General features: G+C 36.1%; 12 protein-coding genes and 1 riboswitch. All 12 genes read right to left on the bottom strand.

Annotated elements, in window-relative coordinates; translation table 11 throughout:
- Position 1 precedes the first annotated feature (1 nt).
- A complete protein-coding gene (locus CLU83_RS19225) occupies positions 2-2,089 on the bottom strand; it encodes a dihydropteroate synthase (RefSeq protein WP_369828785.1) in 2,088 nt (695 codons plus the stop codon).
- A gap of 448 nt (positions 2,090-2,537) precedes the next feature.
- Positions 2,538-3,539, bottom strand: a complete 1,002-nt coding sequence (locus CLU83_RS19220; protein ID WP_100433098.1) for a hypothetical protein — start codon at positions 3,537-3,539, stop codon at positions 2,538-2,540.
- 82 nt (positions 3,540-3,621) lie between these two features.
- Complete coding sequence (locus CLU83_RS19215; protein ID WP_100433097.1) at positions 3,622-3,828, bottom strand: hypothetical protein; 207 nt, start codon at positions 3,826-3,828, stop codon at positions 3,622-3,624.
- Positions 3,829-3,862: 34 nt separating this feature from the next.
- Positions 3,863-4,864 carry a homocysteine S-methyltransferase family protein gene (locus tag CLU83_RS19210; RefSeq protein ID WP_100433096.1) on the bottom strand — a complete coding sequence of 334 codons (1,002 nt, stop codon included), beginning with the start codon at positions 4,862-4,864 and terminating at the stop codon, positions 3,863-3,865.
- 248 nt (positions 4,865-5,112) lie between these two features.
- Positions 5,113-5,220, bottom strand: a riboswitch (SAM riboswitch).
- A gap of 180 nt (positions 5,221-5,400) precedes the next feature.
- On the bottom strand, positions 5,401-6,453 hold the full coding sequence (locus CLU83_RS19205) for an NAD(P)/FAD-dependent oxidoreductase (protein WP_100433095.1): 1,053 nt from the start codon (positions 6,451-6,453) through the stop codon (positions 5,401-5,403).
- Positions 6,454-6,564: 111 nt separating this feature from the next.
- Complete coding sequence (locus CLU83_RS19200; protein ID WP_100433094.1) at positions 6,565-7,143, bottom strand: bifunctional precorrin-2 dehydrogenase/sirohydrochlorin ferrochelatase; 579 nt, start codon at positions 7,141-7,143, stop codon at positions 6,565-6,567.
- Entirely contained in the window at positions 7,143-7,919 is a 777-nt protein-coding gene (cobA, locus tag CLU83_RS19195; RefSeq protein WP_100433093.1) for a uroporphyrinogen-III C-methyltransferase, read from the bottom strand. Before cobA ends, CLU83_RS19200 begins: the two co-directional genes overlap by 1 nt.
- A complete protein-coding gene (locus CLU83_RS19190; RefSeq protein ID WP_100433092.1) occupies positions 7,912-10,002 on the bottom strand; it encodes a HEPN domain-containing protein in 2,091 nt (696 codons plus the stop codon). The genes cobA and CLU83_RS19190 overlap by 8 nt, the downstream gene beginning before the upstream one ends.
- A gap of 89 nt (positions 10,003-10,091) precedes the next feature.
- Positions 10,092-11,336, bottom strand: coding sequence for a sulfate adenylyltransferase subunit 1 (locus CLU83_RS19185; protein ID WP_100433091.1), 1,245 nt, complete (start codon positions 11,334-11,336; stop codon positions 10,092-10,094).
- 153 nt (positions 11,337-11,489) lie between these two features.
- Positions 11,490-12,389, bottom strand: coding sequence for a sulfate adenylyltransferase subunit CysD (gene cysD, locus CLU83_RS19180; RefSeq protein WP_100433090.1), 900 nt, complete (start codon positions 12,387-12,389; stop codon positions 11,490-11,492).
- A 123-nt stretch (positions 12,390-12,512) separates the two neighbouring features.
- Positions 12,513-13,214 carry a phosphoadenylyl-sulfate reductase gene (locus CLU83_RS19175; protein WP_100433089.1) on the bottom strand — a complete coding sequence of 234 codons (702 nt, stop codon included), beginning with the start codon at positions 13,212-13,214 and terminating at the stop codon, positions 12,513-12,515.
- A 159-nt stretch (positions 13,215-13,373) separates the two neighbouring features.
- On the bottom strand, positions 13,374-13,784 hold the full coding sequence (locus CLU83_RS19170) for an Rrf2 family transcriptional regulator (protein WP_100433088.1): 411 nt from the start codon (positions 13,782-13,784) through the stop codon (positions 13,374-13,376).
- Positions 13,785-13,874: the final 90 nt, after the last annotated feature.

The following is a 13,874-nucleotide window of genomic DNA, read 5'->3' as shown; positions in this document are numbered from 1 at the left end:
ATCAAAGTAGCTCCCCCTTCGGGGGCGGGGGGGCTTCGTACAACTCGATATCATCATCATTGATTTGATTTGCAGGGAAAATTCCGTAGATTCCTTTGGCTTGTAATTTTTTCTCTTTCAAAATCACTTCCAACATTGCTTGTGCATCTGCAAAAACAGAAGTCGCTTGTTCTCCAACAACCTCATCGGTCAAAATCGCCGGATATTTTCCGAACAATTCCCAAGTTCTGAAAAACGGAGTCCAGTCGATATACGGAACCAATACATCCAAATCTACTTCGACAATTTGTTCCCCGATAACTTTTGGTTTTACAGGCTCAAAATGCCTCCAATCCAATTGTAATTTATTTTTACGCGCTTGCTCGATCGTTAGGAAATTCTTGTCTCGAGAACGGTTCAAGAATGTTTCTCTAAACGCATCATAATCGGCACGAATATCGCTTGCGTAAATTTTTCTATTGTGATCCAATAAGTTTCCTGCCACCGTAACAGCTCTCGACGCATCGTTCACATGAATTACCGTTTCTCTATATTGAGGTGCAATTTTCACGGCAGTATGCGCGCGCGAAGTAGTTGCACCACCAATCATTACAGGGATTTTCATCCCTTTTTTATCTAATTCTTTTGCGAGATAAACCATTTCGTCCAAAGACGGCGTGATTAATCCGCTCAATCCAATAATATCTACATTGTGTTCGATAGCTGCAGCAATAATTTTTTCGGGAGGCACCATAACTCCAAGATCTACAATCTCATAGTTATTGCAGGCCAATACCACCGAAACAATATTTTTACCAATATCGTGTACATCTCCTTTTACTGTTGCCATCAAGATTTTACCGTTTCCTGATTTGTCCCCTACTTGTTTAGCAGCTTCGATAAACGGTAACAAATAAGCCACGGCTTTTTTCATTACACGAGCCGATTTTACCACCTGTGGCAAAAACATTTTTCCAGAACCAAACAAATCCCCCACAACATTCATTCCCGTCATCAAATTGATTTCGATAACTTCGATAGGTTTTGTGGCAGCCAATCTCGCTTCCTCAACATCAATTTCTATAAATTCGTCCACCCCTTTTACCAAGGAATGCGTGATTCTTTCCTGAACCGTTCCCGAACGCCATTCTTGAACCGCTTTCTCATTGCTCTTTACATCGCCTTTTACATTTTCTGCAAAATCCAATAAACGTTCAGTGGCATCGTCGCGTCTGTCCAAGATTACATCCTCAACGTGTTCCAATAAATCTTTTGGAATCTCATCGTAAATCGAAAGCATTTCTGGATTTACGATTCCCATTGTCATTCCGTTTTTAATGGCGTGATACAAGAAAACCGAATGCATCGCTTCTCTCACGGTGTCATTCCCTCTAAACGAAAACGAAACGTTACTCACCCCACCGCTAATGTGTGCGTGCGGTAAATTTTCCCGAACCCATTTGGTTCCTCTAAAGAAATCCAAAGCATTCAAGCGGTGTTCCTCCATACCGGTCGCTACGGGGAATATATTCAAATCGAAGATGATATCCTGTGGAGCAAAATCTACTTTGTTGACCAAAATATCATACGAACGCTGGCAAATCTCAACTCTTCTGTCAAAATTATCAGCTTGTCCCACCTCATCAAAAGCCATAATAATGGCCGCTGCTCCGTAACGTTTGATTAATTTGGCATGGTGAATAAATGCTTCTTCTCCTTCTTTCAACGAAATTGAGTTTACCACACATTTTCCCTGCACGACTTTCAAACCAGCCTCAATGATTTCCCATTTCGAGCTGTCAATCATAATGGGCACACGAGAAATATCCGGCTCGGCAGCAATCAAATTCAGGAATTTGGTCATCGCATAAGCACCATCAAGCATTCCCTCATCCATATTTATATCGATGATCTGCGCCCCTCCTTCTACCTGCTGTCTCGCAATATCGAGTGCTTCCTCATATTTTTCCTCCTTGATCAATCGAAGGAACTTTCGAGAACCTGTTACATTGGTTCGCTCCCCAACATTCACAAATACGCTGTCCGGCGTAATGATCAAAGGCTCTAATCCCGATAATACAAGGTTTCTTCTATTTTTATTGTGTCCCATTTTTTTATTTTGAGTTACTAAGTTTCTAAGTGGCTTAGATTCTGAGTTTTTATTATTTGTCTACTGTCCAAAAAACTGCAGCTATATTTTATTTTAATTTCAAATTCATTTGGGCGTGACCCTCCAAAAAAAGTCGGGTCGGGCTATTCGTTCCCGCTTTTTTTCTTGATGAAAAATCAAGAAAAAAGAGCTCCACTACTATCCCTCACGCGGGCATTATACAATTCAACACTATTTTCATCCAACCGAAAATTTTCGTTGCTACAAAATGTATCGTTCCTACGAAACTCATCCACTTCTCCACCCAGCTTGTCATTCCGAGGAACGAGGAATCTCATCAAGTAATTCATGTAATGTGATTCCTCGTTCCTCGGAATGACAAACTAAACTTATTCTCTTTGCGGGCACGGTTGCAAATCCGCGCTTTCGGGGTATCTCATCTTTTCTATTAAAAAAGGCTATACAAAATTGACACAATGATTATTATAAAAACAAAACAGCCCACAACATTATTAACATTTTGTTCTTCTCGTTTTATACTATCTTTTTTCTGCTTTGAATTTTGTCTTTCAATATAAAACTTTCTTTTTGTTCTAAAATAATCATCTAATTCTTTACGCAATATAGTAGCATATCCATAAGGCTTATCATAAAAATATTTTGTTTCATAATCATATCCATATTTTTCAAAAGAATCATTTTTTGTTGGAAAATAAAAATCACAATTTCCTTCATTATTATTATATGCCAAATAAACATAGTTGTCAAGTCCTTGAATCTTAATTTTACCAAAATTCAGTTTTAAATAAAATTTTTCTCGGATAAAATATTTATTTATCCCCTTTAATTCTTTTGGAGAAAAACTGGTATTATATGAATCTCGTAAATGCTTACAATACCTTCTTAAATCTCCATTCACAAATTGATTTCTATTACTCAAAATATAATCTTTGCAAGAACAAGTTCCTTTATATAAATTCACATCATATATAGCGTTATTTTCCTCTGAATAACTTTGTACTTTTCTAATAAAATCAAAATTACTTAGAGGTTTAACAATTCTAAACTCTTCTCTTATTGAATTTAGACAGATATTTTCATTCTTATTTATTAAATATTCACTAACTGTGAATAGTTCTAAAAAATCTGCCTGCGAAAGAACAATAGCAAAATTTTGTGCTTCTTGTATTTTTAAATCATCATTAAAAATTTCTTTTACACAAAATATATCTATAGAATTAGAAAAATTAGTAAGATTCGTTAAATTATTTAAAATCGCAACATTTCTAATTGTTGTTAATTCCTCATTATTAAAATTTGAGAAGAAAACACCAATTTTTCTTGTTTTATGAAATTTTAAATATTGTAATAAAAAATCAGTTCCGTATAAATTGATCTCATCATCGGATAATCCGAATTTTTTCAGCAAATCAATTTGTATTACAGACATAATATAATTTTCTTTCAATAATAAATATAAACTTCAAATTTCATATAAGATTTAGACCAGCATACTCACAACAAAAACAAATTTATTTAGATTTGAATTCCTTCGATTTTAAATGATTTTCAACAACTACAAAACCTTCATCATCTAAATAAACTGTCTGACTAAACTCAACTTGTAAAACTCCTCCCCTGTCCTTTAATCTATAAAAATCAAGTCCCCCAAAAGAAACTTCCAAATCTTGGTCTTCAACCTTTAATTGCTCTATTAGTTCTTTTACAGTTATTTTCATTATTTTATTTAATTTTAAATTTATTTTTCACAGTCTACATCACCGCTGTCGAAACTCGCGGTTTATAATCCTTCGCAATATCAGCAATCAACTTGATATGATTTGGGGTTGTTCCGCAACAGCCGCCTATGATGTTTATTAAATTATCGTCTAGATATTCTTTTATGAATGCCTGCATTTGCTCTGGTGTTTCATCATATTCCCCAAAGGCATTTGGCAATCCTGCATTTGGATGCGCCGAAACGTTGAAAGAAGTGTTATGAGACAAAGTCTGCAGATACGGTTTCAATAAATCGGCACCAAGGGCACAATTGAATCCTACACTCAACAACGGAATATGCGAAACCGAAACCAAAAAGGCTTCCACCGTTTGCCCAGAAAGTGTTCTTCCCGAAGCATCAGTAATAGTTCCTGAAACCATGATTGGAATGTCAAGATTGCGTTCTTCTTTCACTTGCTCGATTGCAAAAAGTGCCGCTTTAGCATTTAAAGTATCAAAAATGGTTTCCACCAAAAGTAAATCGCAACCGCCGTCGATTAAGGCTTCAACTTGTTGTTTGTAAGCAATGCGCAAATCATCAAAAGTTACGGCTCTGTATCCTGGATCGTTTACGTCTGGCGACATACTCGCCGTACGGTTTGTCGGGCCTATTGAACCGGCAACAAAACGAGGCTGGTTTGGATTTTTGGCAGTGAATTCATCGGCTACTTCACGGGCAATTTTTGCCGATTCATAGTTCAATTCATAAACATATTCTTCTAGGTAATAATCCGCCATTCCTATCGTGGTTCCTGAGAAAGTGTTGGTTTCTACAATATCGGCTCCTGCTTCAAAATAAGCTGCGTGCACGGCTTTGATGGCCTGTGGCTGCGTTAGGGACAATAAATCGTTGTTCCCTTTCAGCGGATGAGGGAAATCTTTGAATCGTTCGCCACGAAAATCTTCTTCGGAGAAATTATAACGTTGCAGCATTGTCCCCATTGCTCCGTCGAGCACGAGTATTCTCTTTTTTATTTCTTCTTGAATTGTTGACATAACTTATTTTAAACCGCTAAGTCGCCAGGGCGCAAAGCTTTTTGATTACTATTTTTCCAAAATTCCTAATTCTGGCTCTTTAGCCTCGATGTCCAATTGCTCTCGCAATTACCTTTTATTCTGTGGTTCAGAATAAAAGATATAGCGTACAGCGGGAACGTTGACTGCAAAAAATGCACCAATCTTTCGCTTTAAAAAATTATCGAAATGTTATCAGGAAAAGGTTTGAAAAATACGTGATGTATCTTGTGTTATCTATCCGCGCGATGCGTGGTAGAATGTAGCACCTTCTTTAAAAAAGTAAAGGGTTGCTAAGGTTTCATTGGGTCTTTTCCCTCCGCCTTTCGTGATAACTTTCAATAAAAAAAGGAACGTTGCAAAGTAACGACATAGTGCCAAGAATTGCAAGTTTTTTTGAAGGTTTAAGATTGGTTTAAAAAAAGTTTAAATTGTTTAAAGTTGTTTTAAGATTGTCGCCGAACCACACAACACTTAAACTTTTAAACAATTTAAACTTTTAAACCTAATAACCGAAACTATACAATAGCTTTCACTACCGCTTTTGGAGCTTCTTTACGAGTACCGTCGAATCCGTCAACTCCGGAAACGGTGGTGTATTTCATTACATATTTTTTACCAGGATTGATGATTTGGTAAGCCGCTTGACACATTAATGTGGCTTCGTGGAATCCGCAAAGAATCAATTTTAATTTCCCTGGATACGTGTTTACGTCACCAATGGCGAAGATTCCAGGAATATTTGTTTGATAATCTAAAGCATTGTCTACTTTGATCGCATTTTTCTCGATTTCTAATCCCCAGTGTGCGATTGGACCTAATTTTGGCGTCAATCCAAAAAGTGGAATGAAAAAATCGGTTTTAATGTTTTGGTGTGCACCATCTTCTTCAACATCAACAGACTCTAAATGTTCTGCTCCGTTTAAACCAATTACTTCTCCAGGAGTAATCATTTTGATTTTTCCAGATGATTTCAATTCCTGTACTTTTTCAACAGAATCAAGAGCTCCTCTAAATTCATTTCTGCGGTGAATCAAAGTTACCTCTGAAGCGACATTAGCCAAGAAAATACTCCAGTCCAAAGCGGAATCTCCACCTCCAGAAATCACGACTCTCTTGTCTCTGAATTTCTCAGGATTTTTGATAAAGTATTTCACTCCTTTATCTTCGTAAAATTCAATGTCTTCGATAAGTGGTTTTCTTGGTTCAAAACTTCCCAATCCTCCAGCAATAGCTACAACAGGCGCATGGAATTTCTTCCCTTTATTAGAAGTCACAATAAAACTTCCGTCTTCTTGTTTTTCGATAGTTTCTGCACGTTCTCCAAGAGTAAATCCTGGTTCAAACTGCTTGATTTGTTCCATTAAATTATCCACCAAATCACCAGCCAATACTTCAGGGAACCCCGGAATATCATAGATTGGTTTCTTTGGATACAATTCTGATAATTGTCCTCCCGGTTGCGGTAAGGCATCCAAAATATGACATTTTAATTTTAATAATCCTGCTTCGAAAACGGCGAATAGACCTGTTGGCCCAGCTCCTATTATAAGTATGTCTGTTTTAACCATTATATTTAAATTTTACTTCTTATTATTATTTTTATTTAGTGCGCAAATAAACGAATGTTTTCAATTTCTAAATATGACTAATATCAGAGAATTTCATCCGCTATTTTTATATTATTTTTTTTTCAATCCTTCGGTGATTTCGTTCATCTTTTGAACTTTTTCTTCAAAATTACCTTTTAAGGTTTTGCGATATTCATTCAGGTTTTCGACCATTTTATTGATGTCTTCCGGAATTACTTCTTCAAAAAACTCGCGTAATCTTTTGGCCGTTGTTGGCGATTTTCCGTTGGTTGAAATGGCAATTTTTACATTTCCTTTAGTTACGATGCCACCCAAATAATAATCGCATAAATCGGGTGTGTCGGCAATATTGCAAATCAAATAACGCTTTCGAGCTAACTCATAAACCCTTTTATTGACTTTCAAATCATCGGTGCAAGCGATAACCATGTGGCGTTTTTTCAGCATTTTTTTCTTGAACTTCGCTTTGGTCAATTTTACCGAAGGATATTTTTCGACTAATGCTTCCAATTCGGGTAAGAACTTTGTTGCCACAACCTCAACATTGGCATTGGGACTAGATTTCAACATAAACGACAGCTTTTCCAAACCAACGTTTCCACCACCTACAATAAGTACATTAATGTTATGCAGTTTTAAAAAAATAGGGTATAATTCGTTCCTTTCCATTATAATTTTATTTCAGCAGTTACGAATTGCTCGTAAAAACCTTTCAACTTATTGCTCTCTTTGACTACTTCTCCAATTATGATAATTGCCGGCGAGCTTAAATTATTTTTGACAGCCACTTCCTGAATCGTGTCAATTGTTCCCACGCCTATTTTTTCGTTTGGCATTGTTCCGTTTTGAATAATCGCAACGGGAGTTTTTCCTTTGGATTCCTTTTGAAATAGTGCCACAATATGAGACAGTTTACTCATTCCCATCAAAATCACAATCGTTGCTGATGATTGTGCTGCGAGAGCGATATCACTAGACAAATTTCTGTCGGAAGTTGTTCCCGTTATTACCCAAAAACTTTCTGAAGTTCCTCTTTTGGTCAATGAAATCCCCTGATAAGCAGGAACTGCAATCGCCGATGAAATTCCGGGAACCACAAATGTAGGAATTCCAAAACTTTCTGCGTAATCTATTTCTTCACTTCCTCTTCCAAAAACAAAAGAATCTCCCCCTTTTAAGCGCACCACATTTCCATACGTCAAAGCGTTGTCAACAATCAACTGATTGATTTGGTCTTGCGTGTAGGCGTGATTTCCAATTTGTTTTCCAACAAAAATCTTGATGGCATTGTGAGGAGCGTGCTTCAATATTTCTTCATTTGCCAAGGCATCATACAAAACCACGTTCGCTTCAGCCAGTGCATTTGCGCCTTTTAGCGTAAGCAAGTCTGGATCTCCAGGACCGGCACCAACTAAAGTTACTTTGGGTTTTATTGTATTAAGCATCAGCTAAATCTTTGGCTCTATATGTTTCAATTTTATCGAAAAAGGCAATTCCCTGCTCAATATATTCTTTTGCAAAAGCTTCTGAAGGCTCATTTTTATTGATTTGGTAAACCAACTCAGTAAAAGTTGAATCCAATTGAATTTTATTAGTTGCAACAAAAACAGTATCAAATAAATCGATAATTCCTGAATGCGTATTTGTTTTTTCGTTTTCAGATAACAATAAAGCTTTCGCTCCATTTACGAATCCAGCATAGGCTTGATAAATAGAATCTGACCATTTTCCGTCTGCGAAAGATTCCTGAGCCACGATTAATTTATCTTTAGCTTCGAATAATAACGTAGCTACTAAATCAATTACAACACCAGCACATTCTCCAACTCCAACTGCTTTCACATAGTTATCGGCATTACCCCAATCCACAAAATCTGCATCGGTCAAATTAGTTACATCCGCTAATGGTTTTAAGAATTCATAGAAATATTTCTCTCCTTTGGCATCATAATAATTAAGGAATGATTGTCCATTTCCATTGGCTTCATAATCATTTAAAATTAATCGCAAAGCATCCGGCCCTCTTCGGCTTGGTATTTTGATTACTTTATCAGAAAAACGTCCTGCTCCATTTCCTAATCTTCCTCCTCCCAATAAAACCTGTAACGCTGGCGCTACTAATTTTCCTGAGTTGATAGACATTCCTTGGAAACCAATTGCTGACATATTGTGCTGTCCGCAAGCATTCATACAACCACTGATTTTGATTTCAATTTCTGTGTTGTTGCTGTATTGAGGAAATTCTGCTTTGATTACTCTTTCTAATTCATCTGCAATTCCCGTACTGCTTGCAATTCCTAAATTACAAGTATCTGTCCCAGGACAAGCCGTGATATCTCCGATGGTATCATATCCTAAACTAACCATTTCTAATTTGGCTAATTCTTGGTAAAAGAAAGGTAAGTTTTCTTCTTTAATATTACGAATAACGATGTTTTGTCTTAATGAAAAACGCAATTCGTTGGCTCCATAATTTTTAATCAAATCAGCTAATAATCTTGCTTTGTCAGTATAGAAATCTCCTAAAAGTACTTTTACACCAATTGCCACATATCCTGCTTGTTTTTGTGGAATAACATTTGATTTTTTCCAAACTTCAAAAGCTGCTGCATCATCAATTGTTGCTGAAGGCACAGCTAATAAAGGTTCTGTAATTGGACCTTCAAATGCAGTCGTATCTATTTCGTAAGAGTGGAAAGGCAATGCTTTTTTCTCTTCTTCCACTAAACGTAAAAATTCATCACGACCTAGGTCTTTGATTAAGAATTTCATACGTGCTTTCAAACGTTTTGCTCTTTCTCCGTGACGGTCAAAAACTCTGATGATTCCTTCCGCAGTTGGAATAATTTGGTTTACCGGTACGAATTCTGAAAGCAATTCAGCGTGACTTGGCTGTGAACCCAAACCACCTGCAAACATAATTTTGAAACCTTTTTCGCCATTTACAATTTTTGGAATAAATCCTAAATCGTGTAAATAACTCAAAGCCGTATCTTTATCAGAAGATGAGAATGATATTTTGAACTTACGTCCCATTTCCTGACAAATTGGGTTACGCAACAAATATTCAAATAAACCATGTGCATAAGGCGTCACATCAAAAGGTTCGTCAACATCTACACCGGCCAATTCACTTCCTGTAATATTACGAACTGTGTTTCCACAAGCTTCACGCAACGTAATATTGTCTTTGGCCAAGTCTGCCCAAAGCTCAGGCGTTCTGTCTAAACTAACATAGTGAATTTGGATATCCTGACGGGTTGTTATATGCAACCGTCCTGTAGAATATTTATCTGAAACTTCAGTAATTCTATTCAATTGTTCGCTAGTTACTTTTCCGTAAGGCAATTTAATACGAATCATCTGCACACCTTCCTGACGCTGACCGTAAATTCCGCGTGCTAAACGAAGACTGCGAAAACGCTCATCATCGATTTGTCCGTTACGGAAAGAATAAATCTTTTTCTCTAAATCGATAATCTCTTTTTGGACAATCGGGTTTTCTATTTCGTCTCTAAAACTTTGCATCTTATTTAGTTTTTTTTGTCTATTGTCTATTGTTGCTGGTGTATGGCCGTTGTAATCATAACTATCAACTACAAGCCATTAACTATCAACTATTTTATAAATCCAACTCCTGCTGTTGTGTTGGTTGCGGCATCTATCAAGATGAAGGCTCCATTTGATTTATTGTCTGTGTAAGCATCAAAATAAATGGCTTTGCTCAATTTAATGGTCACTTCTCCAATTTCATTAATAGCTAATTGAGTTGCTGGGGTTGTTCCAGAATAATCGGTTGCGATTACATTTTTCACACTGTCAATTTTTGCCAAAACTCTATTGGTATTGTGCTGCACAAAATACTTTGCGCCAGCCACTAATTTCTTGCTGTCCATCCAGCAAACTGTTGTTGTGATGTCTTTTTCAACTCTAGGAAGCTCATTAGATTTTACAATCATATCGCCTCTTGTCACATTGATGTCATTTTCCAATTCGATAGTAATTGAAGAACCAGCCGTAGCTTCATCAAACTGTTGGTCAAAAAAGTGAATGTTAGTCACTTTTGATTCTGTCAAAGAAGGCAATACTGTAACGGCATCTCCAACTTTGATATTGTTTCCGTATAATTTTCCAGCATATCCTCTAAAGTCGTGGTATTCTTCCGTTTTTGGACGAATTACTGTCTGCACTGGGAAACGAGCTTGTCCGTTATCGTAAATATCTTTTGGCTCTAAACCTTCCAAATGCTGCAGAATAGTTTGTCCAGTGTACCAAGGCATTTTTCCTAATGTTTCCACTACATTATCTCCTGTTAAAGCACTTAACGGAATGTAGCTTACGTTTTGTTCTTTGTAGGCGCTTTTTGCATTTAATGCCTGAAAATCAGCTTTGATTTTATTATAAACTTCTTCCGAATAATCAACCAAATCCATTTTGTTTACCGCAACAATCACATCTTTTACTCTCAATAAATTATTGATAAAAAAGTGACGGTACGTTTGCTCAATAACTCCTTTACGGGCATCGATCAAAATGATGGACACTTGTGAAGTCGATGCACCGGTAACCATGTTACGAGTATATTCTACGTGACCCGGAGTATCGGCAATAATGTAACTTTTTTTCGCAGTCGAAAAATAAATATGCGCTACGTCAATTGTAATTCCTTGTTCTCTCTCGGCAACCAAACCATCGGTAGCCAAAGAAAAATCTAAATAATCGTATCCTTTTTGCTTACTGCTTTTTTCTATTGCTTCTAATTTATCGGTAGTTAAAGATTGTGTATCATATAATAACCTTCCGATTAAAGTACTCTTTCCGTCATCTACGCTTCCAGCTGTTGCTATTTTTAAAACTTCCATTCTTATTTTTTGTTTAAAGTTTAAGGTTTAAGATTTCCAAAACACCTCTATGTAAACTTCTAAATTTGATTTTTTTATTTTAAATGTTGAATTTTAAATTTTAAATGTGTCGGAACAATTCATAATTTATAATTCATAATTTATAATTGTTTTCTAAAAGTACCCTTGTTGTTTTCTTTTTTCCATAGCAGCTTCAGAACGTTTGTCATCGATTCTGGCTCCTCTTTCTGAAATAGTCGAAGATCTGATTTCGCCAACAACTTCAGCAATTGTTGCAGCATACGAATCTACCGCAGCGGTACAGCTCATATCTCCAACAGTTCTAAAACGAACAATTCTTTCTTCTATTTCTTCATCTTCTTCTTGGTACACAAAAGGAGAATGTGACCAAATCATACCGTCTCTAATAAACACTTTACGTTTGTGTGAAAAGTAAATCGACGGAATTTCGATTTGTTCTTGTTCTATATAACTCCAAACATCCAATTCGGTCCAGTTTGAAATTGGAAAAACACGAACGTTTTGACCATTTTCAATTTTTCCGTTCAAAAGATCAAATAATTCAGGGCGTTGGTTTTTTTCATCCCATTGTCCAAAATCATCACGAACAGAAAAAATACGCTCTTTTGCTCTTGCTTTTTCTTCATCACGACGCGCTCCACCTATACAAGCATCAAATTTAAATTCTTCGATAGCGTCTAATAATGTAGTCGTCTGCAAACTGTTTCTGCTGGAATATTTACCAGATTCTTCCACTACTTTACCTTGGTCAATAGCATCCTGTACGTTACGAACGATTAATTCCAAACCTAATTCAGCAACCAATTTATCTCTAAAGGCAATCGTTTCAGGGAAATTATGTCCTGTATCCACGTGTAGCAATGGAAAAGGAATTTTGGCTGGGAAAAATGCTTTTTGCGCCAAACGCACTAATGTAATTGAATCTTTACCGCCTGAAAAAAGCAAAACGGGTTTGTCAAATTGAGAAATTACTTCTCTGAATATGTAAATTGCTTCGCTTTCTAAAGCATTTGTTTTTAATATTGAACTCATTTTTTAAGTTTAAAAGTTTAAAGTTTAAAGTTTCAGCTTGTTGTGGCTTCGACTAAAATCTCTCAACTATTATTGTTATTTCTATTCTCTTTATTCTATTTTCTATTCTCTAAATCTGCCTTCCTACTTCTGGTGTAATCCGCATTCTTTATGACTAGATTCCCATGACCATCTTCCTGCTCTGATATCTTCTCCTTCGGCAATAGCTCTCGTACATGGCGCACAACCGATACTTACAAAACCCTTTTTGTGTAAAGCGTTTTGCGGTACGTTATTATCATCAATATACTTTTGAACATCAGCCAAACTCCATTTCAACAATGGATTGAATTTTATAATATTGAAATGTGCATCGTATTCAAATACTGCCAAATCATTTCTATTTTCTGATTGCTCGGCACGTAAACCAGTGATCCAAATTTCATTTCCTTTCAAAGCTTTGGTCAATGGCGCTACTTTTCGAATAAAACAACATTCCTTTCTGTTCTCTACCGATTCATAAAAACTGTTCGGTCCTTTTTTATTCAATAAATTTTCTACATCGCTGGCTTCTGGAAAATAAGTTTGAATAGCTACTTTGTATTTTTTTATTGTTCTATGAAAAACATCATAGGTTTCTTGAAATAATCTTCCTGTGTCAAGGGTAAAAATATTTATCGGTAACTCATTTTTGGCAATCAAAACGGTTATAACCTGGTCTTCCTGACCAAATGAAGTCGAAAAAACTACTTTCCCTTTGTATTCATTAGCTAAAAAAGCTAAGGTTTCCTCAATGGAAAAACCTGCTGTTTTCTCTAATAAAGTATTTGCTATTGCTGTGCTCATATCTTTTATGTTTTCCTCAACCCAACCCTCTCCAAAGGAGAGAGAAAAAGCAGATTTGATTTTTATTTAAATCCATTACCCTATCGGCTTACTAGATTACTTTGCAAAAGTAACACTTTTTTTTAAATTCAAAATTATTTTTAAATAAAATTTAATAAATTATAATGCAATGTCTGCCAGAGTGTTATTTTCAAGAACCTTAAGCGTATTGTCCCTAACCTGAGTCATTAAGCGACGTGCGCCACAATTGGTTTCGTCGTCACAATCATCACATCTTTCATAAAAATTGTGACTCGCGCAAGGAAGCAAAGCGATTGGTCCTTCGAGGATGCGATATACTTTGGCCATACTGATATCTTTTGGGTCTTTTATCAGATAGTAGCCACCGCCTTTTCCTTTTTTTGCTCCTAAAAAACCAGAGTTTCTGAGTAATAACAAAATACTTTCCAGAAATTTAATTGATATATGCTCGCTTTGGGCAATTTCAGCAATAGCAACAGGCTCTTTATTCTCACGTCTGGCCAAAAATGTCAAAGCCTTAATTCCGTATTTTGTTTTCTTTGAAAGCATTTAGAATGTTTTTGATTTTAAGATTTAAATCACATTGAAATTATATTTACGAAACTACAAACTTTATCCTTTTATCAGCAAATTGTATGA

This window comes from Flavobacterium sp. 1, assembly GCF_002797935.1.
In the GTDB taxonomy this organism is placed as follows: Bacteria; Bacteroidota; Bacteroidia; order Flavobacteriales; family Flavobacteriaceae; genus Flavobacterium.
Note: the sequence above shows the minus strand (reverse complement) of the source record. Positions and strands in the feature narration are given on the sequence as shown.